General features: G+C 59.8%; 25 protein-coding genes. 22 read left to right on the forward strand and 3 right to left on the reverse strand.

Going from position 1 to position 24,599, the window contains the following annotated elements; translation table 11 throughout:
* Window positions 1-81: 81 nt before the first annotated feature.
* The 12 genes from LG30_RS22255 to LG30_RS0118895 all read left to right on the forward strand — a co-directional run bounded on the left by LG30_RS22255 (window position 82) and on the right by LG30_RS0118895 (window position 13,327).
* A complete protein-coding gene (locus LG30_RS22255; protein ID WP_152599377.1) occupies window positions 82-501 on the forward strand; it encodes a DUF6201 family protein in 420 nt (139 codons plus the stop codon).
* Window positions 502-580: 79 nt separating this feature from the next.
* A complete protein-coding gene (locus LG30_RS21190; protein ID WP_052101211.1) occupies window positions 581-1,192 on the forward strand; it encodes a hypothetical protein in 612 nt (203 codons plus the stop codon).
* 656 nt (window positions 1,193-1,848) lie between these two features.
* Window positions 1,849-2,091: a hypothetical protein gene (locus tag LG30_RS21740; RefSeq protein WP_238566459.1), complete on the forward strand. Its 243-nt coding sequence runs from the start codon at window positions 1,849-1,851 to the stop codon at window positions 2,089-2,091.
* Between the two features lie 113 nt (window positions 2,092-2,204).
* Entirely contained in the window at window positions 2,205-2,981 is a 777-nt protein-coding gene (gene cmoM / locus LG30_RS0118855) for a tRNA uridine 5-oxyacetic acid(34) methyltransferase CmoM (RefSeq protein WP_033132233.1), read from the forward strand.
* Between the two features lie 147 nt (window positions 2,982-3,128).
* The gene (gene mukF / locus LG30_RS0118860) at window positions 3,129-4,448 is read left to right on the forward strand and encodes a chromosome partition protein MukF (protein ID WP_033132234.1); all 1,320 of its coding nucleotides are present in this window, start codon (window positions 3,129-3,131) and stop codon (window positions 4,446-4,448) included.
* Window positions 4,429-5,166, forward strand: a complete 738-nt coding sequence (gene mukE, locus LG30_RS0118865; RefSeq protein WP_033132235.1) for a chromosome partition protein MukE — start codon at window positions 4,429-4,431, stop codon at window positions 5,164-5,166. Before mukF ends, mukE begins: the two co-directional genes overlap by 20 nt.
* A gap of 45 nt (window positions 5,167-5,211) precedes the next feature.
* Entirely contained in the window at window positions 5,212-9,639 is a 4,428-nt protein-coding gene (mukB, locus tag LG30_RS0118870; RefSeq protein ID WP_033132236.1) for a chromosome partition protein MukB, read from the forward strand.
* 158 nt (window positions 9,640-9,797) lie between these two features.
* Window positions 9,798-10,187, forward strand: coding sequence for a septal ring lytic transglycosylase RlpA family protein (locus tag LG30_RS0118875; protein ID WP_033132251.1), 390 nt, complete (start codon window positions 9,798-9,800; stop codon window positions 10,185-10,187).
* A gap of 185 nt (window positions 10,188-10,372) precedes the next feature.
* The gene (locus LG30_RS0118880; protein ID WP_033132237.1) at window positions 10,373-10,846 is read left to right on the forward strand and encodes a cupin domain-containing protein; all 474 of its coding nucleotides are present in this window, start codon (window positions 10,373-10,375) and stop codon (window positions 10,844-10,846) included.
* A gap of 414 nt (window positions 10,847-11,260) precedes the next feature.
* Window positions 11,261-11,569: a putative quinol monooxygenase gene (locus LG30_RS0118885; protein WP_033132252.1), complete on the forward strand. Its 309-nt coding sequence runs from the start codon at window positions 11,261-11,263 to the stop codon at window positions 11,567-11,569.
* A 320-nt stretch (window positions 11,570-11,889) separates the two neighbouring features.
* Entirely contained in the window at window positions 11,890-12,381 is a 492-nt protein-coding gene (locus LG30_RS0118890; RefSeq protein WP_033132238.1) for a SixA phosphatase family protein, read from the forward strand.
* Window positions 12,382-12,514: 133 nt separating this feature from the next.
* Window positions 12,515-13,327: a hypothetical protein gene (locus tag LG30_RS0118895; protein WP_033132239.1), complete on the forward strand. Its 813-nt coding sequence runs from the start codon at window positions 12,515-12,517 to the stop codon at window positions 13,325-13,327.
* A gap of 196 nt (window positions 13,328-13,523) precedes the next feature.
* Here LG30_RS0118895 and LG30_RS0118900 read toward each other — a convergent pair whose 3' ends face one another.
* On the reverse strand, window positions 13,524-13,727 hold the full coding sequence (locus LG30_RS0118900; RefSeq protein ID WP_033132240.1) for a hypothetical protein: 204 nt from the start codon (window positions 13,725-13,727) through the stop codon (window positions 13,524-13,526).
* 227 nt (window positions 13,728-13,954) lie between these two features.
* Between LG30_RS0118900 and LG30_RS0118905 the strand changes: the two genes are divergently transcribed.
* The gene (locus LG30_RS0118905; RefSeq protein WP_033132241.1) at window positions 13,955-14,824 is read left to right on the forward strand and encodes a PhzF family phenazine biosynthesis protein; all 870 of its coding nucleotides are present in this window, start codon (window positions 13,955-13,957) and stop codon (window positions 14,822-14,824) included.
* 49 nt (window positions 14,825-14,873) lie between these two features.
* Window positions 14,874-15,881 carry a Wadjet anti-phage system protein JetD domain-containing protein gene (locus LG30_RS0118910; RefSeq protein ID WP_033132242.1) on the forward strand — a complete coding sequence of 336 codons (1,008 nt, stop codon included), beginning with the start codon at window positions 14,874-14,876 and terminating at the stop codon, window positions 15,879-15,881.
* A gap of 75 nt (window positions 15,882-15,956) precedes the next feature.
* On the opposite strand, the gene LG30_RS0118915 is transcribed toward LG30_RS0118910, so the two are convergent.
* Complete coding sequence (locus tag LG30_RS0118915) at window positions 15,957-16,592, reverse strand: LysE family translocator (RefSeq protein WP_033132243.1); 636 nt, start codon at window positions 16,590-16,592, stop codon at window positions 15,957-15,959.
* Window positions 16,593-17,448: 856 nt separating this feature from the next.
* Between LG30_RS0118915 and LG30_RS0118920 the strand changes: the two genes are divergently transcribed.
* Window positions 17,449-18,618: a sensor domain-containing diguanylate cyclase gene (locus tag LG30_RS0118920; protein ID WP_052101213.1), complete on the forward strand. Its 1,170-nt coding sequence runs from the start codon at window positions 17,449-17,451 to the stop codon at window positions 18,616-18,618.
* Window positions 18,619-18,707: 89 nt separating this feature from the next.
* Here the strand turns inward: LG30_RS0118920 and LG30_RS0118925 are convergent, their stop codons facing one another.
* Window positions 18,708-19,286, reverse strand: coding sequence for a PhnA domain-containing protein (locus LG30_RS0118925; protein ID WP_033132244.1), 579 nt, complete (start codon window positions 19,284-19,286; stop codon window positions 18,708-18,710).
* A 192-nt stretch (window positions 19,287-19,478) separates the two neighbouring features.
* Here LG30_RS0118925 and LG30_RS0118930 point away from each other — a divergent pair, with 192 nt between their 5' ends.
* The 7 genes from LG30_RS0118930 (at window position 19,479) to LG30_RS22900 (ending at window position 24,488) form a co-directional block, all read left to right on the forward strand.
* The gene (locus LG30_RS0118930; protein WP_152599378.1) at window positions 19,479-20,681 is read left to right on the forward strand and encodes a methyltransferase; all 1,203 of its coding nucleotides are present in this window, start codon (window positions 19,479-19,481) and stop codon (window positions 20,679-20,681) included.
* Between the two features lie 358 nt (window positions 20,682-21,039).
* Window positions 21,040-22,491 (forward strand): chitinase, encoded by a 1,452-nt coding sequence (locus LG30_RS0118935; RefSeq protein WP_081966255.1) that lies wholly within the window; start codon window positions 21,040-21,042, stop codon window positions 22,489-22,491.
* Between the two features lie 113 nt (window positions 22,492-22,604).
* The gene (locus LG30_RS0118940; RefSeq protein ID WP_033132246.1) at window positions 22,605-22,976 is read left to right on the forward strand and encodes a hypothetical protein; all 372 of its coding nucleotides are present in this window, start codon (window positions 22,605-22,607) and stop codon (window positions 22,974-22,976) included.
* Between the two features lie 104 nt (window positions 22,977-23,080).
* On the forward strand, window positions 23,081-23,446 hold the full coding sequence (locus LG30_RS0118945) for a VOC family protein (protein ID WP_033132247.1): 366 nt from the start codon (window positions 23,081-23,083) through the stop codon (window positions 23,444-23,446).
* A gap of 218 nt (window positions 23,447-23,664) precedes the next feature.
* Window positions 23,665-24,063, forward strand: coding sequence for a GFA family protein (locus LG30_RS0118950; RefSeq protein WP_033132248.1), 399 nt, complete (start codon window positions 23,665-23,667; stop codon window positions 24,061-24,063).
* A gap of 60 nt (window positions 24,064-24,123) precedes the next feature.
* The gene (locus tag LG30_RS0118955) at window positions 24,124-24,333 is read left to right on the forward strand and encodes a DUF4287 domain-containing protein (RefSeq protein WP_033132249.1); all 210 of its coding nucleotides are present in this window, start codon (window positions 24,124-24,126) and stop codon (window positions 24,331-24,333) included.
* Window positions 24,334-24,353: 20 nt separating this feature from the next.
* Window positions 24,354-24,488 (forward strand): hypothetical protein, encoded by a 135-nt coding sequence (locus LG30_RS22900; protein ID WP_274518510.1) that lies wholly within the window; start codon window positions 24,354-24,356, stop codon window positions 24,486-24,488.
* Window positions 24,489-24,599: the final 111 nt, after the last annotated feature.

Raw genomic sequence — 24,599 nt, forward strand, 5'->3', positions numbered from 1 at the left:
ACATAATGCGGGAGGAGACTTCATTGTGTTCTCGGATGTACTTTGGTTACATCCGCTCCCTAATCAGAGAGTCATATATTTATGAAGAAATTAGCTAAGTTATTAGCGGTGTTTTTTGTAGCGTACTGGTTTCTTCTTGCTCATGTTTCATTGAATTTTTTAGGCAAGAACACTTCCATTAGTGAGGTCTCGAAAGATGGCCAATACAAAGTTTTTTTAAGAGATATGTACCCGGTTAATCCGATAGGTTTATATTGCCTGTTGACTACTGAATCGCCAATATATTTCGCTTTGTATAATGCCAATGGAAATTATATAGGGCAATCATCCCCCTTTGCATGTTATGGGAAATGGAATGATGTCCCTTTCCGATTCCCAGGGGAGGGGTTTACAACTGATGTAAATAGCTTTGTCGTTTTTGATGACGAGTATAATGGCGAGTTGAATATAAGCACAGTAGATAAAAAATGGTGGAGTATCTTGCTTTCATCTTTCTCTTAAGAGATCAGCAAGAACATAGATATATTGGAGGAGTAACATTATGAGGTGAGCACGATGCTTGTCTGATAATGGCTATATCATGAACACTTGGTGGAGAGTGATTTTTGAAAAATTGCTAGGAAAAAAGGGAGTATCTAGCCCTCTAGACATAGAAGCAATCTTCAACGGTTCAGGTTTCATTGCAGCGCAGGCTCAGGGGTACCGTGGGTACCCAGCATGCCTGCCACTAGATGCGGGAATAGAGGCTTACTTAGCGCGCTTCTTGGTATCCAAAGGCTACATGGAGAGGCTGACACTGGCGCTTTCTCAGATAGGATATCAGGTGTGTCCAGAGCTGAATACGCAGGTCATAGAGCGATCAGATGATCCTTCGGATAGGAAGATGGTGCTATTCCTGCATCCTTCCTTTGCTGGTACGGTAATCTCGTTTGCCAGTGATGATCTTGATGTGATTGATGCTCTCCAACAGACAAGGTTAGAGCCACCTCTCCCGGCAGACTCATTCCCATGGATTGATCCCGAAGACTTGGGTTCGCTTCAGGGAGATATGGAATACTGGTGGACGTATTTGTGGTTGCCATTTTGGCTGTCATTGAGCCAAGAGAGGCAGTCTGCATTGGATCTTGAACCAGAATGGCGTGAGTTCATCGTAATGCATCAACCCCACGACATTCCTGCATCTGCTGGTTGAATCGCTACCGCCCCAGCGTTAGGAAGCGGGAACTTATCCGGCAGCTCGTTTAATCGAGAGCGTGACGACCGTCGACCCAAACAAGCTAGCAGACAAATTACCCAGGCTGAGGCTGAGCAATATGCTTCATGGAAAAAGTAGGTTTATCGCCATGCTTCTGATGGGCGTGTTGTCAGTATTGTCATTTCTCTTGATTGAGGAGGCAGGGCGAATTATTTACATGAATTTTTACACGCCTACATCTCGGGGGAGAGAGCTGTACTATGCGATTTGGCTGTTCAGTATGTACTTAGCTCCATCTGGCATAATATTGAGCTGCATTTTAAATTTGAGATTAAAGTGGAATGTGATTTTCTTGGCGTGTTTCTCTTTTGCAGTTTTTTATGTGTTTAGAGACAATCCACTGTGGACCATGCTGTTGCTAGCATCGTATCTAGCTGCCCTGTTTGTCGCCTTCGCTTTAAGGGTTGCCATAAACAAAATGTCTGTTTTTTATAATCGGCGTTGTTGAGTTTAAGTGTTACCCCTTGCGCTTGATGAAGATTCGTCTTTAGAGCGTTAGCATCTACCCATCATGGCCAGAGTCTCACCGACCCTGGCCTTTTTCGTTTTTGGTCCGCCTAAGTGCAAGCTTTGTCGTTTCTGGAGGGGGATACATGGAGAAAGAAGAAGAGTTTGCGATGGCAGCCGCTGTGGCGGGTGTGGCAAAGAGCGCGTTGCCAGTTGTGGTGTCAGGCATGACGCTGGCCGTGGGTGCTGGCTGCCACGTTGATGTGGATAGTGGTTCAGAAGGGGTGGTTCATCTGGTCGAATATCATAAAGCCACGCCGCCAGCGGGACAGTGTACAAGCCAGCGATTAACTCCAATCCCATATAGAGAATCAAACCCCTCTCCTTGAGTTTTCAGCGGATCCGGGATGTGACAGAATACCCCTCTTTTTTCCCATGGCCCAACCCTGTGTGCGCTCAGTCTGCGAGCGACGAGCAGGGGCGGCCGAAGATGAGTGTTGTCTTGAAGCAAGATCAGAGTTTTGACGGACGCGCCGACAAGTTCGCCCGCAACATTTACGACTCCACCAAGGGGCGCATCCGCACCACGGTGGTGTGGAGCGACATCGAAGCCTGCCTGGCCCGGCTCGGCAACCGGCCGCTGCGGATCCTGGATGCGGGGGGCGGCTTTGGCTACTTCGCCCAGAAGCTCGCGGCCATGGGTCACCAGGTGGAGCTGTGCGATCTGTCGGCGGAGATGCTGGAGCTGGCCCGGACCCAGATCGCCGAGAACGGGCTTGAAGACAGAATTCGTCTCATCCAGTGTCCCATTCAGGATCTCAGGCAGCACGTGAGCGGAACCTTTGATCTGGTGCTCTGCCACGCCGTGCTGGAGTGGCTCGCCGAGCCTCGCCAGACCCTGCTCGGTCTGTTCCCTTTCGTCAATGCAGGGGGCATACTGTCGCTGCTTTTCTACAACCGTCACGGCCTGTTGTTCCAGAGCCTGGTGGTGGGCAATTTCGACTACGTGCGCCAGGGGCTGAACAAGAAGCGCCAGACCGCCCTGACCCCCACCAATCCGCAACTGCCGGAACAGGTATATGACTGGATCGGGCGAGGGGGCCTCAAGATCATCGGCAAGACCGGGGTGCGGGTCATCCACGACTACATGCGCCACAAGCAGGATCAGCACGAGAAGTTCGACGATCTGCTGGCCATGGAGCAGCAGTACTGCCGTCAGGAGCCTTTCGTCTCCCTTGGTCGCTATATCCATGTGATGGCGCAAAAACCGGTCGCTTGAGACCCTGGGCTATCGCAGTCGATGCCATTTTTGCGGGATTTAGCCGCCAGAGCACCCATCGGCTCTGGCCTATACACAACGAGCGGGAGCGATGCGCACATGAGGTGCATGCCGGCCCTTCGGTTATAACAACGAGATGATAACGTCATGATGAGTACATCCCGTACCCTGCCCGAGATGGTGGGATGGGTCAGACAGGAGGGGCTGGCCTTGAGCCTGCCCACCGACCGGCTGGCCTTTCTGATTGCGATCAAGACCTTGTCCGAGGATGAGTCTGATCTCTCGGAAGCCGCGCTGCACGACGCCTTCGGCTATGTGAGCAGCGCCTTCGGCCAGATGGACGAGACCCAGAGCGGTCGCGCCAACAACGCCATCAACGATCTCATTCGCCAGCAACTGCTGTCGCGGTTCAACACCGACATGGTGGCCGGCGAGAGCCTCTATCGCCTGTCGCGCCTCGGCATGGGCATCGTCGATTTCTTCCTGGATCAGCGCCAGGTCGACTCCATCAAGCTCTCCATCCTGCTGGAACACCTGGCCGCCGAGCTCGACACCGCCCGCAAGGCGGCGCTGACCCTGGATACCCGCGAGCAGTGGGACGCCGAGGTGCTGCCCCGGCTCAGCTTCTCTCTCGAGGAGACCCTCGGGCGCATCGATCTCACCCAGCGCGCCATGGATGAGCAGCAAAATCAGGTCAAGCGCGAAATAGCGGCCCTGCTGACCCAGAACTGGATCGATGCCATTCACAGCTGCGAGAAGTTGCTGCACGAGACCGGCCAGACCCTGCGCGAGCTGCAAGACACTCTGGACGCCGCTGGCCATCGCCTGCAGGCGGGTCTGCTCAACATTCAGGAAGCGGCCCAGGGGCGGGAGGACTTGTTCCACGTCGAGGAGCTGACTCACGCTTTGCAAGGACGGCTCGATGTGATCACCTCCTGGGGCCAGCAGTGCATCGAACTCTGGTCCCGCTACGACAGGCACGTCCACAAGTTCATCCGCAACGCCATCGACATGGACAAGAACCGGGCCTTCAGCCAGCGGCTGCGCGACTCCATCCGCAATTTCGAGCAGCACAGCTGGTTGCTGAGGGTGGCCGAGGAGCCGCGCCTGCTGGAGCTGCGGGACGAGACCATCGCCATCCACGACGAGGAGGTGACCGGTGAGGTGCCCCTCGAGATGGAGTATCTGGAGATGGTGGATATCAATCAGGAGCTGGCGGAGCGCATCGAGCGCTACCTCGCCCGCTACCCCGAGCAGCGCTCCCAGCTGGATCTCGCCGACGTGCTGCGGGAATACCTGCTGGACTACCCGGCCCACGCCCACTTCGATGTGGCGCGTCTCTTGATAGATCAGGCTGTGCGCCTCGGCCATGCCAGTGGTGAACGTGAACTTCACCACCAACCCGCATGGAAACCCATTAACCAAGCTGGATCCAAGGTTCAGGCCTATGTCATCGATCAATACTGAATTTCCCTTGCCGCTGCGATTGGCCGAGGCCATCGCCAACCCCTTGTTTCCGCGCATCGACACCGCCTTGCGCTCGGGCCGCCACATCAGTGCCGACGACTTCGAGCAGCATTCGGCCCTGGTGGAGTTTCACGGCGAGCTGGAGATCTTCTACGGCCGCTATCAGGTGGAGCTCATCAAGGCGCCGGAAGGCTTCTTCTACCTGCGTCCGCGCCCCAGCGCCGACATCGGAACAACGGTGTTATCCGAGCTCGACATGCTGGTGGGCAAGGTGCTCTGTTACCTCTATCTGAGCCCTGACCGCCTCGCCTCGGAAGGGGTGTTCGCCATGGGTGAGCTGCAGGAGGAGGTGCTGAGCCTCGCCGATGAGAAGCAGTTGTTGCGGATGGTCAACAGCCGCTCCGGCGGCACCGATCTGGACAAGAAGAAGCTGCTGGAGAAGATCCGCACCTCCATGCGCCGCCTGCGGCGTCTGGGCATGATCACGGCGCTCGGCAACGGCGACAAATTCCGGGTCAATGAATCCGTGTTCCGCTTCGCCGCCGACGTGCGATCCGACGAAGATCCCCGCGCGGTGCAACTGCGCATGATCCAGGAAGGGGAAGCCATCTTCCACGACGACGAGATGCCGAGCAGCGATTCCCTGTTCGACGACATCGAAGCGGATCTGGACGAAGAGCAGCTTGAGCTGGAGGTGGAAGATGATCAGCAAGGTTAAATTTTTGGTCCCGATGGGGACGACAGGTTTGATGGAGAGTGCGGCGTGAGAGGCAAATTCAAATCCCTGACCATGGTCAACTGGAACGGCTTCTTCGCCCGTACCTTCGATCTCGACCAGCTGGTGACGACGCTTTCCGGCGGCAACGGGGCGGGCAAGTCCACCACCATGGCGGCCTTCATCGCGGCCCTGATCCCGGATCAGTCTCTGCTTCATTTCCGTAACACTACCGAGGCGGGCTCATCGAGCGCGTCCCGTGACAAGGGGCTCTACGGCAAGCTGCAGCGCGGCCATTGCTACTCGGTGCTGGAGGTGATGAACAGCCGCGAGCAGCGGATCTGGGTCGGTGTGCACCTGGAGCAGGTCGCGAACCGTGACAACAAGGTCAACATCACCCCCTTCGCCCTGGTGGATGTGCCGGCCAATCTGGCGCCGACCGATCTCTTGCTGGAAAAGCTTGAGGGTGGCAAGGGGCGGGTGCGCGCTTTCACCGATCTGAAGGGTGCCGCCGCCGAGCTTGGCGCCATGAAAGTCGCCAAGTTCAATACGGTGACCGATTACCACAACTTCATGTTCGAGTTCGGCATCACGCCCAAGAAATTGCGTGACCAGAAGGATCGCGGCAAGTTCTATCGGCTGATCGAAGCCTCCCTCTACGGCGGCATTTCGTCCTCTATCAGCCGCTCCCTGCGTGAGTATCTGCTGCCGGAGAACTCCGGCGTGCGCAAGGCGTTCCAGGACATGGAGGCGGCCATCTACGAGAACCGCCGCACCCTGGAGGCCATCAAGGAGACCCAGGGGCAGCGGGATCTGTTCAAGAACCTGATCACCGAAACCACCCATTACGTGGCGGCGGACTATGTGCGCAACGCCGCCGAGAAGAACCGCCTCTCCGAGCTGGCCCTCAAGGCCCGTCAGGAACTGGCGGGCAAGCGCCGGCTGCTGGCCGAGGAGAAACAGCGCGCCATCTATCTGGCCGACGAGGTGGATCAGCTCACCAACCGCGAGAAGCTCTTGACCGACGAGCTGGAAAGCGCCGCCGAGCACCTGGCCAAGGTGATGGCCGCCGTTGGCTTGCAGAAGAAGATCGCGCTGTATCGCGCCGATCTGGCGGATCTCACCGACAAGCTAGAGCAGCAGCAGGCGGTGGTGGAAGAGATCCACGGCCAGTTGCTGGAGGTGGAGGAGCGCAAGGAGCTGGCGCAAGCCGAGGTGGACAGCCTCAAGACCCAGCTCGCCGACTATCAGCAGGCGCTGGACATCCAGCAGACCCGTGCCATCCAGTACCGTCAGGTGGTACTGGCGCTGGACAATGCCCGTGAGCAGTGCGAGCTGCCGGGGCTGAGCGCCGAGCAGGCGAGCGAGGCCCTGCACCAGTTCCGCGCCGTCGAGCAGAGCCTCACCAGTCGAGTACTGGGGGCCGAGCAGCAGCTGGCCCTGGCCAAGGCCGCGGTGGCCGAGCACCAGGCAGCGCTGACGCTGCTGCTCAGCATTGCCCCCGAGACCGCCCGCGAGGCTGCCTGGCCCCAAGCCCAGGCTCTGCTCAAGCGCCATATCGAAGACAAGGCCCGCATAGCCCAGGGGCAGGGGCTGCGCGCCGCCCTGGCTCGCCTGGAAAAAGAGAGCGAGAGCCAGAAGAACCTGCTGCGTCTGCGCGATGAGTTGAGTGAAGCCTCTGGCCAACAGATCACCAGCAGCGACGAGCTGGAACTCTTCCTCGAGGCCCAGCGTACCCGCCAGGAAGAGCTTGCCGAGCAACAGGCAGAGGTCAATCAACGCCGCGCCAGCCTGGAGCATCAGGGTGCCCAGCTCGGTCGCGACATCAAGGATCTCACCGCACTGGCCCCACGCTGGCTCAAATCCTTCGAAAAACTCGAGCAGTTGCGCGAGCAAAGCGGGCTGCCGCTCGCCAGCGCCGAGGCGCTCTCCGCCGGTATGCAGACCGTGCTCGACAAGGAGCGGGAGTTCGAGCAGCAGAGCAACCGTATCGCGGCCCAGAAACAGGCGCTGGAGCTGCAGATCCGTAACCTGCAGCTGGGGGCCGGGGAGGCGGATCCGCGCCTCGCCCGCATCGCCGAGCAGGTGGGGGGCGTGTTGCTCTCCGATGTCTACGACGACATTTCCATCGACGATGCCCCTTATTACTCCGCGCTCTACGGCCCGGCCCGCAGCGCCCTGGTGGTGCTCGACCTCGAGGGCGCCATCGAGCGTCTGAAAAAACTGGAAGACTGCCCGGAGGATATCTACCTCATCCAGGGCAACCCAGATTCGTTCGATGAGGATCTGGTGGAGGCGGACGAGCTCGGCGATGCCGTGTTGGTGCACACCAGCAAGCGCCAGGTGCGCTTCTCCCGCTACCCCGAGCTGCCGCTCTTTGGCCGCGCCGCCCGGGAGAAACGCATCGAGCAGCTCGACCTCGAGCGGGAAAACCTCATCGAGGGCTACGCCAAGGCCGCCTTCGAGCAGCAGAAATATCACCGCCTCTACGGTCACTTCCGCGACTTTATCGGTGCCCATCTGGACATCGCGTTCAGACCGGATCCGGAAGCCGAAGTGGAAGCCAAGCAGAGCGAGCTGCGCAAGTTGCAGGGGGCCATGGCCGAGTGCGACAAGCAGCTCGCCGAGGCCAAAGCCGCGGTCGCCCAGCTGACCCGTTATATCCAGTTGGTGCAGGCCATGTTGCCGTTCGCCCATCTGTTTGCCGAGGCCGACTTGGCCGAGCGCCTCGAGGCCGCCCGCACTGATGTGGAGAGCCTCAAGGCCGCCGAAGCCTTTATCGCCCAGCACGGCAAGGCGCTAGAGCAATTGGAGGCCAAGGTGCAGGTGCTACGCCAGGATCCCCAGGATCTCGCCGCCCTGCAGGCCGCGTATGACGAGGCGAGCGAATTGCTGGCGGAGCAGAAGCGCCGTTGCTACGCGCTGGATCAGCTGGTGGCCCGCCTGCCGCACTTCGCCTATCAGGATGCCCAAGACCTGCTCGGCAAAGCCTCCGAGATGAGCGAGCGGCTCAAAGAGAAGCTCAAAGCCGCCGAGCTGGCCGCCCGCACCGCGACCGAACAGCACAAGCAGATCGGCCTGCGCCACACCGAGGCGCTGCAACTGCGCACCGCCCTCGATTCCAGCGCCTCGGCCAAGGGCCAGACTCTGACCGAGTTCGAGCAGGAGCTGGCAGCCATGGGGCTGACCCTGTCCGACGACATGGAAGACAAATCCCGCGCCCACAAGAAAGAGATCGAAGAGCTGCTCATCCGCACCCGCTCCCGTCGCACCAGCGCCGAGGCCCAGTTGCAGGTATGCAAGCGCGAGATTGAATCTCTGGGGGGGCGTCTCAAGCTGGAGGGCAAGGACTACTTCAGTGCCCGCAAATCCCTGGTGAGCCACAAGGCGAGCTGGTCACGGGTGGTGCGCCTCGCGCGCGATACCGACGTCGAGAAGCGCCTCAACAAGCGCGAGCTGGCGTATCTGGACAGCGACGAGCTGAGATCCATGTCGGACAAGGCCCTCGGCGCCCTGCGCGTCGCCGTGGCTCACGACGAGGCCCTGCGCGATGCGCTGCGCCTCTCCGAGGGCAACCGCAGCACAGAGCAGAAGGTCGCCTTCTACGTGCAGGTCTATCGCTACCTCAAGGATCGCATCCGCAACGACATCATCCGCTCGGACGATCCGGTGGAGGCCATCGAGGAGATGGAGATCGAGCTGGCCCGTCTGGCCGACGAGCTCAAGCAGCGGGAGAACCATCTGTCCCTCTCCTCCCACGAGGTGGCGGCCAAGATCACCAACATCATCCGCCGCGAGCAGAACCGCATCCGGGTGCTGAACCAGGGGCTGCAGAACATCGCCTTCGGTCTGGTGCGCGGGGTGCGCCTCAACGTCAATATCCGCGAGGCTCACACTCGCCTGCTGACCGCGCTCGCCGATCAGAGCGCCATGCACAACGATCTGTTCGCCGACAAGGAGCTCAGCTTCTCCGAGGCCATGGCCAAGCTGTTCCAGCGCCTGAACCCGCAGATAGAGCAAGGGGAGCGCAGCTACCAGGTGATGGGCGATGTCTTGCTGGATTATCGCAACTACCTGGAGCTCGAGATCGAGGTGCAGCGTGGCGCCGATGGCTGGCTGCGGGCGGAGAGCGGCGCGCTCTCCACCGGCGAAGCGATCGGTACAGGTCAGGCCATCTTGCTGATGGTGCTGATCAGCTGGGAGGAGGAGTCCCGCCGCCTGCGCGGCAAGGACATCGCCCCCTGCCGTTTGCTGTTCCTGGACGAGGCGGCGCGCCTGGATGGCAAGTCCATCGCCACCCTGTTCGAGCTGTGCGAGCGGCAGGACATGCAGCTGCTCATCGCGGCGCCGGAGAACATCAGTCCCGAGAAGGGCACCACCTACAAGCTCATCCGCAAGGTGCAGGGCAAGCACGAGCATGTGCACGTGGTGGGCCTGCGGGGCTTCGGCTTCGCCGACGACAAGTTGATCGCCTGACACAGGTTGACGGGTGAACACACAAACGGGAGGCTTGGGCCTCCCGTTTTCTATGGAAACTGTGAGAGAGTAGGCGCCTGTTTGCGGGATCAAGAGTGGCGGTGGCCGCCTGGTCGCCGGGCCGGCATGGCGCCGCATAAAGAATCGAGGAAATGGATATGAGGACCATGGTGCAAAAGGGGCTGCTGTTACCCCTCGGCCTGCTGCTGGCGGCCTGCAGCAGCCAGCCGGAGGCCAGCAAGAGCGGCAGTTGGCGGGGTTATACCCAGACCGGGCTGGCATCCTATTATGCCGATCGCTACCACAACAAGAAGACGGCGAGCGGCGAGCCTTACAAGAACAACGCCAACACGGCGGCCCACATGACGCTGCCTTTCGGCTCCATGGTGAGGGTGACCAACGTCGCCAACGGCAAGAGCGTGGTGGTCAAGGTCAATGACAGGGGCAACTTCCCGAGGGGGCGGGTCATCGATCTCTCCAAGGCGGCGTTCAGCAGCATAGGCAACCTCAGATCCGGCCTTATCAAGGTCAAGCTCGAAGTCATGTAGGGGCTGCAGGGTCAATCAGCGCTGCCCATTGCAGCGCTTGCAGAAATGCCGGTTAGGCCTCATGTCACGACGCTTCGCATTGACAGAAACTAAAGCCGGACTCTAACTGTGGGGTGAGCGATGGCCGAGTCTGTGACTCGGCTTGTCGGTAACCCTTGCCAGCGCACAGAGACGGAGGTATCGAGATGGCTGACCACAGGCCCGTTCACCTAACCCAGATCCCGGTACAGGGGGCCAAGTCCCTCTATCCAGAACCCTTCGCCTCCCTGGTCAGGCACCGCACCAGGCGCAGATTGGGGGATCACTTCGGTCTCACCAACTTTGGCGTCAACTTCACGACCCTGGCGCCGGGGGCCATCTCGGCGCTCAAGCATCATCACTCCAGACAGGATGAGTTCATCTACATCCTCTCGGGGACCCCCACGCTAGTCCATGGTGATGAGGAGTTCCCGATGTCGCCGGGGGATTGCATCGGTTTCAAGGCCAGCAGTGGCCTGGCTCACCAGCTGTTGAACAGATCCTCCGCAGACGTAACCTACCTTGAAGTCGGCGACAGACTGCCTGCCGATACGGTCGAATACCCCGATGACGATCTGGCCCTGGTACAAGGCACCGATGGCGCCTGGTCTGCCCTGCATAAAGACGGCACGCCTTACTGAGGGCGGCATAGAGAGCCAGGAGGCTGGGTGTGGGCCCAGATTACCGAACCGATGGGCAACGGCGCCGCTCGTGCCTGTGAAGACTGCAGGCCAGGGAGTTGAATGCGCGAGTCGGTGATCAGCGGCGCGGCGCACGTGTGATCAGCGGCTGGCTCTGGTGCGAAAGCCTCGATGGCTCGGTCGCAGGCTTCCCTTCAGGAGGCTTGGGTGCACTCACAGTCCCGGGACCTGCCTTCCGTGTTGCTCTCGGATTTGTTCAATAGAGCGAACAGTCTGTCCATATTGTCTGTCTATACGCATCAATAGCCTGCTCTTACACTGCGTCTCATGTCGAAGGATGCGCCCTTGGCTCGCTGACAAGCCGCTGTGATGGGCATCCTTTGCCAATGAATTTCTTGATAACGGAGTGTGATGATGAAGATGAGATCGGACAAGATAGTGTCGATTGCAGTGCTCAAAGCCAGGGCCGGGATGAGGGAGCGCCTGCGGCGTGAGTTGCTCGAGCTGATCGAGCCCACGCGCCTTGAACCGGGCAATCTCGATTACGTGCTGTTCGAGCTGCGCGACGAGCCTGAAACTTTTTATATGCGGGAGGCCTTCGTCAATCAGGCCGCTCTGGATGCTCACTGTGCCACCGACTATTTTCAGGCCTTCGCCCGGCAGGCCGATGCGCTGCTCGCAGAGCCCCTGCGGCTGATCATGATGAAGGAAGTGGGCCAATAGCCCAGATGGCGGTGGGTCTGGGTGACCTTGGTCTCGCTGGTGGCGAGCCTGTCTCCTGATGGTGCTCTGCCGGACGAGGAGGGAGAAAACGGGAGGCTTTGCCTCCCGTTTTTTATTGCCCAACGGCGCAGGGGCTGCCGTCGGGATCTCGGCGCGGTGCATCCATGCCACGGCCATCGATTGGGGCAAGCAGGGCGCTCTTTCTACAGCGATCTTTGCTTGAGGCTCGCAGCCGACTTTCCGCTATCATCTGGCATAACAGTCATGCCATCAGCAGATGGATGGCCAGATGCCGAGGAATGGTTGCTGCGGGAGGGCCAATGAAGAGAACGCTGTTATTGGTTCGTCATGCCAAGTCGAGTTGGGATGAGAGGGCCCTGTCTGACAGGGATCGGCCCTTGGCCGCCCGTGGCAAGCGCGATGCCCCCGTGATGGGAGAACGTCTGGCGCGGGATGGGGTGAAGCCGGACCTGATCCTGTCGAGCCCAGCGTGTCGGGCCCTGTCGACGGCGAGGCTCATCGCCGCGGCGCTCGACTATCAGGCCGGGAATATCCTCGTCAACGACAGGCTCTATGCCTGCGATGCCACGACCCTGCTAGAGGTGATCGCCGGGTTGGGTAACGAGCCAAAGTGCGTGATGATCGTCGGCCACAACCCGGAGTTCACCGAGCTTGCACATCAACTTTCTCGAGGGATCACCCGAATGCCGACCTGCGCCGTGGCACAATTCACCTTCGATGGGGCGCCCTGGTCGGCCATCGCCGGAGTCAAGCCGGTGAGCGTCTCACTCGATTATCCGAAGAAGGAGTAGCGAAGCGCATTTTGCCGGCTCCCGTCCGCTTGACGAAGCCGTTGCCTGTTGCGCTCAATATATTAACCGCGGCGGCGGGATTGGCCCGCCGTTGCAAGCTCTTTTCCGACCTGGCGGTAAGGACGGATATCTGATGAGACTCGAGGCTCTGATCACAGGGTTGGTGGTCGCCATGATCCCGGTTATCGGCGAGGCGGCCGACTGGCGCTATGGCGTCGGTGTGCATGATTTCAACGTGCCGGATGTGGATTCCCACACCTATGGGCTCAACGCTAGCCTGTCGGTGGATGAGCGTACCCAGAGCGATCTGCATCTGTTCGGCTCGGTCGATCTCTTCGTGGACAATGACAAGGATCACCTGGACCCGGACCACATACCCATCTGGTGGCAGCTGAACGCCGGCGCGGATGGCGACGTCTGGCGCGATGATCGGCTGCGACTCGGTTGGATGACGGATTTCAACACCAGGATGAACACGGTCAGCTCGGTGGAGCGGCAGATGACCGCCCTGGCGGCCATGGCCGCGGGTTATGAGGGCGACATATTTCAATACTCGCTGGATGCAGGGCCCGGCTGGTTCTTCCTGGAGATAGATGATGATGCCCCCCGGGAGCGGGGTTACGATCGGGAGGGTTTGCGCAACAGCACCCTGGCTTATGCGCTCACCAACAAGGCCGCGATCAAGCTGGGGGATGACTGGACGCTCTCCGGCCTGGCCCGACGCTGGTGGGATGGTCACCAGACCCTGGAGAGCCAATACCGGGCGGAGCTGCGAGGGAATATCGATCATTGGTTGGGACGGGATCCGGCCAAGCGTACCCAGCTGGTGCTTGGCGCCGATGTCTACCACTACAATCTGACGCCCTATAACGAATCCAATCTGCCATCCGTCGTGGGCTGGGATAACGACGTGCTGGTCAGGTTGTCGCTGGAAACCCGCTGGTAAATTAGTAGCATTTTCTGATTAAAAACAGAGTGGTGTAATTTTGTGCTGCATTAGGCACAATTTAGCAGTTTTTTAGTGGATACGTTCGCAAGTTGATGGTGGATATCACTGCATCCTCCATGGTTATTCGGCCAGTGGAATAGGGGCGGCTCACAATTAATCCTCGTCTGGCCAGCTTCGCAGGCGGTAACGGAGCCTAGCTCTGGGTCCGCCTCATCCCGGTATTGAGATAGAGGCTGCTGTGGTGAGCGCTGTGGCTCACGAACATCACCTGATGACGGCTCTGATCGGACAAGATGATGATATCGCCAGCATTGGCGGGGCAGTTGAGCACTATCTCGTGCTCGGGAGCGGCCAGCTGATCGGCCTGATCCTTGAAATCCAGCGTGTATGAATACATATGGCACTCCACAACAGGCTCATATACAAACACATATCCCAACTCTAGCCGCCAGCGCCCGGATCCGCGGCGCTCGTTCGACACCGGAGTGCCACTTAATTTAGGCTATGAGCCGAGTGACGTTCCTGGTGGCATAAAGGAGCGTCAGGACAAATACAGGGTGCCATCGCCGGCAAGGGTGAACAGGCATGAACGGATTTTTCGACAGCGAATGACAAGGAGTCGTGATGACGGAACGGGTAACTGAGTTGGTGCGGATCGCCGCCTTTGCTGATGGGCAGCAGGGGGGCAATCCCGCCGGTGTCTGGCTGGGGGCCCACCTGCCTGCGGTGGACGAGATGCAGCGCATCGCCGCCGAGGTGGGATTTTCGGAGACGGCGTTCGCCGCCCCGCTGCACTCTGGTGTGCACTCTGACGAAGGGCGTGAGTGGCGGGTGCGTTACTTCTCCCCCGAGGCCGAGGTGCCTTTCTGTGGCCACGCCACCATCGCCCTCGGCGTCGCCCTGGCGCGGCGCAGTGGGGAAGGGGAGTATGAACTGCAGCTCAATCAGGCCAGGATCCGGGTCTCGGGCTGGCGGGATGGGGCTGGCCAATGGCAGGCGGCGTTGCACTCTCCGCCGACCCGCAGCACGCCTGCCTCACCCGAACAGGTGGCGGCCGCGCTCACGCTGTTCGGCTACACCCAGGTGGATCTGGATCCCCGTATCGCCCCTGCGCTCATTCATGGCGGCGCCGATCATCTGGTGCTGGCCCTGCACAGCCGCGCAGCCCTCGCCGCCATGCGCTACGAGCAGGTCCAGGGGCGCGCCCTGATGCAGGCGCAAGGCTGGGTCACCATCTTGCTGGTGCATGCGGCAGGAGAGCGGCATTTTCATACCCGCAATCCCTTTGCCTATGGCGGCGTCTATGAAGATCCCGCCACTGGCGCCGCCACCGCAGCCTTTGCGGGCTATCTGCGCGATATCCACTGGCCCCACGGCGGCGCCATCGACATTCTGCAGGGAGAAGACATGGGCATGCCATCGCGCCTGCATGCCGAGATCCCGGCCGAGCCCGGTAGCGGGATCCGGGTGTCAGGTCAGGCACGGCTGATGTGATCCGCCATGGTGCATCGTGTCTCGATAGAGCCATCCAGGAGGAATGCCGATGGCATTTTTTGAGCGCGCCGATATTCGGGGGTTAAGCGTCCGGTTGTTGGCATTGGAGGCGGGGCAGGGGATCCCGCTCACCAGCCGGGCCGGGCAGGAGTTGCATGCCATGTTGAGTGCGGTCGATGGCATCCGGCCCGTGGGGCGTGGTGCCGCTCGCCAGTTGACCGATCGGGGCCACCTGTTTCTGACCACCAAGCTCAAGGAGACCAATGGTGAGCCATCCAGGTCGGGGGAGAGAGTATTGGCGGCGCTGGAGGGGCATCTCCCCCACCACATCAACGCGGCGACCTTGAGCGGCCTCTGGCTGCGAGACTGCAAGGCCGCGCTATCACCGACCCAGCTGGCGCGAGCCGACGAGTTGGGGGTCCGGGTGTATGGGGATGAGGTGCTGCGGCTCCGCTGCGGCTCATCCCTCTCCCTGCTGTGGCAGGATGGCCGCCGTTATTGTGCCGATGAGGGCTTGCAGCTGCTGGGGGAACTCGCCTTGCCGGAGCGTACCCTGGCCAGGTTGCGAGGCATCGAGTGGCAAGGGCGGCAGATAGTGACGGTGGAGAACAAGGGCGCTTTCGTGGATTATCCGCTGCAACCTCAGGAGTTGTTGCTTTATGTACCTGGCCGCAATACCACCCTCGCCAAGCAGCTGATCCCGCTATTGCCGGCGGCTACCCCCTGGGCTCATTTTGGCGATCTGGATCAGCGCGGGCTGGATATCGCCGCCGAGCTTGCCAGCACCATGACCCGCCCGTTGGCGCTCTGGTTGCCAGAGAACCTCATGGAGTATGTTCACCACTATGCTCGCGACCTGACTCGTCCGTCGGAAGGGCAACAAAGCCGCCGCGGAAAGATCCCCTGGCGAGACCGTCTTGTGACAGCCAAGGCAAACGATGTGCTGACCACGGCCTTGGCTCATCTGGTCGCGAACAAGGCCTGGCTGGAGCAGGAGGTGCTGGTGACAGCCAGACGCTGGCGGTCATGGCCACGGGGTGACATGCCAGCGTCATGACGCAATAAAAAACCGCCTGCAGGCGGTTCTTTTTATCGCGCTGATCTTGTCAACGTTTCGGTAGGGCGCCCTCGCTCAGGGCCGACCGCTTAGCAGGATGGCGCCGCCGAGTGTGATAAAGAGTCCACCGGTGATGCGGCTAAACAGATGCTGGCTGCGCGCCGGCCGGAAGTAGCTGCCGGCGCGTCTGGCCAGGGCCACATAGCTCAGGTGCACCAGGCTGACGATGACGCAGATGGTCAGGTACATGGTGACGAACTGGATTGGCAGCGGACTCTGGTGATTGAGAAACTGGGGCAAGAGGGCGCAGAGGAAGATGATGGTCTTGGGATTGCTGGCCGAGACCAGAAAAGCCTCTTGCAAGAAGGAGCGGCTACTTCTGGCACTTGCGCTCGACCCCGCCAGCGTCATCTCCTGATTGCCCGCTCTGGCAGCGCGCAGCGCCTTGTAGCCGAGATAGATGAGATAGCCACCGCCCGCCAGCTTGAGGGCGATAAACAGGGGCGGCAGTGTCTGCAGCAAGGCGCCCACGCCCATGGCAACCAGACCGATGAGGATCGCCTGACAGGCCAGGTTGCTCGCGATGCTGAGCAGGGCGGCGCGCCAGCCGTGTTGCAGACCATTTTTAACGACCAGCAGCACATTGGGTCCCGGGGTCAGGGTGGCCAGCAGATAGGCCAGAAAGAACAGCATCCATGTGTTCAGATCCATGATGTTTACACTCCAATGTGAGAGCCAGTTTGGCGATGAGGTTTTTCATGCGAAAAAACCATGATGCCAGCGCGCAGGGGAGCGAGTCCAGCGGGGTGTTGGTATCTGGCCCAATATCCTTGCGGAGCGAGACCATGGTGAAGCGCCTGCTGCCAAGGGAGGGGGCATTCGATTATCCGATGCATAAAAAAACCGCCATCAGGCGGTTTTTGTCATCATGCAGCCCTTATTTCAGGGCTTTCTTCAGCTTCTTGATCTTGCCCTCGTGCTTGGCAATCTTCGCCTTGCGGGACTCGATCTTCTTCTTGACGTCTTTCTTGGATGCTTTAGCCATATGAGTTCTTCCTTAAATAGAGGGCAGCGGACTGCGCCTGGTGTGTCTTTCCATCGACTGCAGACTGATGGCAAGGGTAACTTGTCGTCTTGTTGTGGCTGAATACACAACGGCAATCTGTGCTGGCGGGCGCTTTCTGCCGTGCTCGCGGGGCCAGTGCAGTAGGGTGTTGCCTCGGATACAGGGCCGATGATCCCCAACCTGCAGGTCGGCTAACCTGCCGCCAACGTCTCTACAAGCTAGTGTGATTTATCCACAAAGCAAGCAAAAGCTGAGCAATGAGGCGTCTCTATGCTGTGTACATCCTGCCGGATGGCGCTGTTCAACGGGAGGAGTGCAGGCGGTTACCCGTCAATCAATATTGACGCCCATATCAATACTGTGGATATACTGGCGCGGTATTTTTCAAGAGTCAACGTCGTACTCATGTCTGTGTCTGTCGCATTACCCCAACTGCAAGCGATGATCCGCGATCTGAAAGCGGGACGCTTTGAAGTCAGGCATCCCCCGCTTGATGAGAGTGTGGGACTCGCCCCTCTCATCCTGGATCTCAACGAGTTGGCGGATAGCCTGGACCGGCGCTTTCGCGAGCTGCATCGGTTGCAGGAGATATCGGCCGAAGTGAACAAGGGGGTCTTCATCGAAGATACCCTCAGCCTCATCTACGACACCTTTGCCGAGTTCATCCCCTACGATCGCATCGGCTACGCCCTGCTCTGCGACGATGGCACCAGGGTGCGATCCCTCTGGTCCAGGAGCCGCATCAACCGGATAGCGCACCTCAAGGATGGTTATCGTGCCAACCTGGCGGGGAGCAGCCTTGCCCAGGTGCTGGAGACGGGAAAGCCCAGGATCATCAACGATCTGGAAGCCTATCTTGCGGAGCATCCCCAGTCCGTATCCACCCAGCTGGTACTGCGGGAGGGGGTACGCTCCAGCCTGACCTGCCCGTTGCAGGTGGATGGCAAGGGCATCGGCTTTCTGTTCTTCTCCAGCGCCAGCAAACACACCTATCAGAAGCTGCATCAGGAGGTGTTTGTCTACCTGGCACACCTGGTCTCTTCCATCATCGAGAAGGCGCAGCTCTATCGGCAGGTGCATGAACTCAATGTCAGGCTGGAAGAGGCGCTGGCCCGGCTCAAGGAGCAATCCTGCCGGGATGCCTTGACCGGGGCCCTCAATCGCGGGGCGCTCATGGAGCGCTTCACCCAGCAGATGCAGTTGGCAGAGCGCCGGGGCGAGCCACTCTGCCTCATCATGCTGGATCTCGATCATTTCAAGCAGGTCAATGACCATCACGGTCATCCCGCCGGGGATCATGTGCTGCAACAGCTGGTGCGGACCTTGACGAGCGAGCTCAGGGAGAGCGACAGGCTGGGGCGCTATGGCGGGGAAGAGTTTATCTTGCTGCTGGAGCAGACCAGGCTGGCGGAGGGGGTCAAGATAGCCGAACGGCTGAGGGCCAGGGTCGCCGCCATGCAGATTGAGCATGGGGGACGGTCCATCCCGGTCACCATCAGCGTCGGGTTGAGCTGCGCCGCGTTTGGCGAGAGGAGAGGTGAGAAGACGAGGGAAAGGGCAGGGGAAAGCGATCCCTGGCCCTCCTGCACCGAGCTGCTGGAGCGGGCCGATCGGGCGCTCTATCGGGCAAAGCAGAGCGGTCGCAACCGGGTTTGCGTCAATGAGGCCTGAGCCGAGTGGCGCAGGGCGGCCCTGCGATCAAGGGCCAGCAATATAAAAGAAGCGCCCCTGGGGGCGCTTCTGGCATTGTTTGACGGTGATCAGGCCTTTTTCAGGTAGGCCGCGACCAGCACTATCTGCACGCCGTTGACCTTGCCCTCGATGTGCAGCGGGTTGTTGGTCAGGCGGATGCCCTTGACCAGGGTGCCGCGCTTGGCGGTGAAGCCGCCGCCCTTGACGTCCAGATCCTTGATCAGGGTCACCGAATCCCCTTCCTGCAGCACGGCGCCGTTGGAGTCAACGGTCGGCACGCTGTCATCATCCTCGCGGGCCGCGCCAGCCTCGGCCCAGGCCTTGGTCTCTTCTTCCATGTACATCATGTCCAGCATGTCCTGGGCCCAGAGCTCGCCGCGGGCGGACAGGTTTTTAAGCTGGCGCCACGCCATCACCTGCACCGCAGGGACCTGGCTCCACATGCTGTCACCCAGGCAACGCCAGTGGTTGGCGACCAGGGTATCAGGCTGCTCCAGCTGACCACGACAGGTGGCACAGAGCGCCACGCTGTGATCGTCGTCGCTGGCGGGGGAGTGGGGCACCGGGAAGGCAGTCAGGACGTGTTCTGCTCCACAGAGTTCACACTTGGCGCCCGCGCGCGCTTGCAGGATGGCATTGATGGTCATGTTTTGATTCCGTTTATAGGGGGAAAACGGCCCGCCGTGGCGCACCGTGCTAACAAGGGGGCGGAATATAGCACAAATCCATGCGCTTTGTCAGGCTACCCCCTGCGCCCGGGGTTGCTTGCCCGCTCTCTTGAACGCGGCGCCATGGGTGCTTTTTGATGAGGGATCGCTAGAATAAGCCTCCTTTTGGATATGCAGGACAAGACCGCCGTGCTGGCCCATCGATTTCAACAACTGGACCGCTTGCTGACCGACACCCGGCGCTGGTGGCAGTACCAGCCTTATCACCATCAGGGCCTCGCCTTCGCCGATGAGGCTCCCGAACTGGCGGCCCGTCTCAACGGGCTGAGCCTCGAGGAGGTCATGGCGCTCGATGCCGACATGGCGGCGCTCTGCACCCTGCTTGCCCCCTGGATCCCGGCGGGCCAGGCACTGCACGCCCTGAGCGAGCTGGATGCCTTCCTGCCCGAACCCATTGCCTGCACCAAGGGGATGGCGATGTACATGCCGGGGCGCAAGCAGGCGCAGATAGAAGCCTTCACCGGCTGCTTGTCGCCCCATGGCGGGCCCTATCTGGAGTGGTGCGCCGGCAAGGGGCACCTGGGGCGGCTGGTCTCCTTGCAGCGCGGTGCCGAGGTCATCAGCCTGGAGCTGCAAGGCGCGCTGTGCGAAGAGGGGCGCCTGCTGGCGGCGCGCGATGGCGCTCGCATGCAGTTTATCGAGGCCGATGCCTTCGCCCCCGCGTCGGGCCAGCTCATCGCCCGGGATCACCACGCCATGGCGCTGCATGCCTGCGGCGAGCTGCATACCCACCTGCTGGAGCGGGTGGCTGAACAGGGGGCGAGCGGCGTGACCATCTCCCCCTGCTGTTATCACCTCATTCGCGGCGATCAGTATCGGCCCCTGTCAGAGGCCGCTGCTGCCAGCGCCCTGCGCCTTGGCAAGAGCGATCTCAAGCTGCCGCTGCAGGAGACGGTGACCGGCGGTGCTCGCATCGCCCGCCTGCGCGAGCAAGAGGTGGTGTGGCGCCTCGCCTTTGACTGCCTGCAGCGCCAGCTGCGCGGGGTGGATGAATACCTGCCGGTGCCCAATATGCAAAAGAGCCTGCTGACCGGCGGCTTCGAGGCATTCTGTGGCTGGGCGGCCGAGCGCAAGGGTATCCGTTTACCCGCTGGGCTCGATCATGCGGCCTTCCTTGCGCGAGGCGAGCAGCGCTACGGCGACGTCGCCCGCATGGAGCTGGTACGCCACCTGTTTCGCCGTCCGCTGGAGATCTGGCTGGCGCTGGATCGCGCACTCTTCCTGCAAGAGCGCGGCTACGCGGTGGAAGTGGGGGAGTTTTGCGACAAACCCATGACGCCGCGCAACATCCTGATCCGGGCGGTGCGCGCCTGATCTTCACCCGCCAGGCGCCGCCGGGTGATCCGCCCCTGTACTGAGCGAGCAAAGATGCCGCAGATGGGTGATCCATCAGCTCCTATCCTGAACAAGTAAGGGGTTGCAGGGGGGAGTCACACTTTTTGCATCGTTATTTTCCCGGTGTTTCAACGTGGGTGCCGCTGTTATTTCGGCGCTCTGGCTACCTCATTAGCCTTACGACGGTAAAAACATGGGTATTCGTGTCATCTGATCCACCACGCCGCGGAGTGAAATGGCTCACAACTTCGCCACATTCTTAATTCTCGTCGTGAATTTAGTAATTAAAGCGCCTATGCTCGACCTGAACATTATAACGAGACAAGGATTGTTACCCATGTTCCAACCCAAGCCCTGCGCTTGGCTGGTTGCGGCGCTCTGCGCTTCCCCGGCTTATGCCGCCATGAATATCCAGCCTGACCCACAAAATAGCGGTGGCTATGTGATTGCCGCCTCCGATATTGCCGCCGTTGAAAAAAACAAGACTGCCAATCCCATGTATAGCGTCTGGTCAAAAGCATTGGCTACCCGCCCCAACACCATAGTGGATGCCATAGTGCCGCGCCTTGCCAGCAATCCGGATAACGTCAAACGGGTTGAGCGGGTATTTACCGAGTCGGATTGGGATTTTCTCACTCAGATGGCGGCCCCTGAATATACCTACGAGCGCTTCTTGCGAGCAGTGGGGAAATTCCAGGCATTTTGTGGTGAATATACCGATGGCCGTGACGCTGATGCCATCTGCAAGAAATCCATCGTGACGGCCTTTGCCCATTTTGCTCAGGAGACTGGCGGCCATATCGGCAAAAATAACAGCTCAGATAATCCGCTGGGGCTGGAGGAGTGGCAACAGGCGCTGGTCCATGTGCGTGAGATGGGGTGGTCGGAAGGGCAGACCGGTTATACCACCGGCTGCGGTCAGAATGGCTGGCAAAACAAGAAATGGCCTTGCGCCAGCGGTCAGGGTTATTTTGGTCGTGGGGCGAAGCAGCTCTCCTATCACTTCAACTACGGCGCCTTCTCCGAGGCCATGTTTGCGGGGGATGCCTCGGTATTGCTGAACGATCCCGGTCGGGTCGCCGACTCCTGGCTGAACCTGGCCTCGGCCATCTGGTTCTTTCTGACCCCGCAGGCCCCCAAGCCCGCCATGTTGCACGTGATCGACCGCACCTGGGTGCCCTCCCAGCGCGAGATTGCCGCCGGTATCGGCTACGGCTTTGGCACCACCATCAACGTCATCAACGGCGGCATCGAGTGTGGCGAGCAGAATAAGGACAAGGGACAGCCGGTCAACCGCATCCGTTATTGGGAAGGGCTGGCGGCCCATTACCAGATCCCCATCGAGGCGGATGAAAAAAATACCTGCTGGCAACAGACCCCTTATGGCAGCCTGAATTTGAACGGCGCTACCGATGTGCTTTATACCAACTGGGATGGCAACTGGAAATATTATGCCGACAGACCCGGTGGTTATTCCTTCGAGTGCGAGCTGGTGGGTTTTCAAACCGCCTATTCTGCGCTGGTGCCGGGGGATTATGAAAAATGCGTGACCAACGCCTATGGCTCTCATGCCAATTGGCCCAAGGTGCGAGTGGTCGCCAAACTGGATCCGGCTCCGGTCGACCCAACCGATCCACCGGTCGGTGATATTCCCGCCTGGGCGGCCAGCAAGGTTTATACGGCCGGCAACAAGGTCAGCCACAAGGGGATTATTTATCAGGCTAAATGGTGGACGCAAGGGGATGACCCCACCCAGGGGGGGGCTGGGCTCCGGCTTCCTGATAAATAACATAAATACCGGGGCGGCATAATAGGCCAACCCGGCATAAAGCAGAGCCATCGATAATGTGGGGGAGGCGAACTGCCTCCCTGTATTGACGGGGATAAAGATAATATGGGGAGTTGATTTATCACCGAGACTGCTTTATTGATGACCGCTATCTTACCCAGCTCGTAATCAATATGATCTTCTCTCCCCTGCGTATCTGCCCAGTGTGCCAACAACGGCTATTTCCGCTCAAGGCGTTCCTTGTCAGCCCCAGGCTTAAATTTCACTGCAAACAGTGTGACTCCCGGCTGGAAATGTATGAGGTGCGCCGCCGTCCGCTTATTAATGGGTTGCTCATGGTCGGCTTCTTTATGGTGGTGTCACGAGAATACGATAACCTGTTGAGCCTGGCGTTTGGCATCAAGGCGGCCCCCATCTTGCTGCTGATGACCTATGTCCAGTTGAAAACCAGTGCCCTGAGGGTTCCAGATGAAGTGCCACGGTAGGTGCCGTAACCGGCCCGTCTGTGTACCGCACAACAGCCCATCACTCAGATGACTGGCTCCCGTACTGGAACGCTGCCTGACGGCAACAAATACAAGGAGTTGTGATGAATATCACCATCCATTTTGAAATTCCGGTGCGGGATCTGGGGCGGGCCACCGCCTTCTACGAACGGGTGTTTGGGCTCCAGCTCGAGCGGGTCAGTATCGACGGCAACGAGATGGCGCTGTTTCCCCTCGATGAGCAGGCGCCCGGCTGCTCGGGGGCCCTGGCCATGGGGGAGAGTTATGTGCCCAGTCTGGACGGCACTCGCATCTACCTGCGGGTGCCCGATATCGAGCGGGTGATGGCCCGGGCGCTTGAAGCGGGGGCAGGGGAGCTTTACCCGGTGACCCAAGTGAGCGAGCAGATCCGGGTGGCCGAGCTTCAGGACCCCGAGGGCAATCGCATCGCCTTGCAGGAGATATGCTGAGCATTATTCGTACGGTGCATGCCATATGAAATCTCATTCGTCAGATTGATAGAGATGACTCAATCTCGAGCAATACGGCCTGTTACAGGGTGCTGCAGGGGAAATTGACCACGAGATGGTCAGTTGTCGGCCTCTGCTTTGCGTGCTAATGCTCAGTGGTTAAACAGGATCGGGGACAGGCTCCGATCGCACAGTTCCCCAAGGTTCAAGGAGGCATCATGGAAGGTCATTGTCTGTGTGGCGGGGTCAGCGTTTCAAGCGGCGAGCATAAAGAGGTCAACCTGTGTCACTGCGCCATGTGCCGGCGTTGGTCCGGCGGGCCCATGTTTGCGGTGCACGGTGGCAAGGATGTGCACTTCACCGGGATCACGCCGGCGGCCTATCGTTCGTCCGACTGGGCGGAGCGCGGCTTCTGCCCGACCTGCGGCACCCACCTCTTCTATCACCTGCTGCCGACCGATGAGTACATACTGCCCGCCGGCCTGTTTCAGGATCAGGGGTTCGAACTTGCCAGCCAGATCTTCATCGACGAGAAGCCGGAGTTCTATGAATTCAGGAACGACACCCCGACCCTGACCGGTCAGCAAGTGTTCGAGCAGTTCGCCCCCAAACCCTAAGAAAGCAGCGATTGATGCCCGCATCGCAAAGTGCGGGCGCAGCGACCCAAGGAGAGCGTCATGGATGAACAACCCAAGGTGAAGGGGCCCGCCTCTTATTTTCCCTCCATCGAGCAGAAATACGGCGAGCCCATCGCCCACTGGCTGACGCTCCTGGCGGGCCGGGAGGAGCAGAAACACATGGCGCTGGTGGCTTGGCTCAAGGCCGAGCACGGCATGGGCCACGGCCATGCCAACGCCCTGGTGGCCCACTTCTTGGCGCAGGGTTGAGGCGTATCACGAGGAGTGCCATGAAGGCTCAATATGACGTGATGGCCGAGCTGGCACGGATCTTCTTGCCGGATCAGTTGGCAACAGGGCGGGCAGAGCATCCTCGACGATTCCAAGCTGTCTATAAAAAGCGCGCCTTGGGCGCGCTTTTTTGATTTGACGTGTCCCGTCCTGAATATGGTTTACACCTTTCCCCCCAATAAATGGAGAACCCGATGGGACAAGGTGTGAAACGGACACAGCGCGATTACTCGCTGACTTTTAAA

The sequence above is a fragment of the Aeromonas aquatica genome, assembly GCF_000764655.1.
GTDB classification, from domain to species: Bacteria; Pseudomonadota; Gammaproteobacteria; order Enterobacterales; family Aeromonadaceae; genus Aeromonas; species Aeromonas aquatica.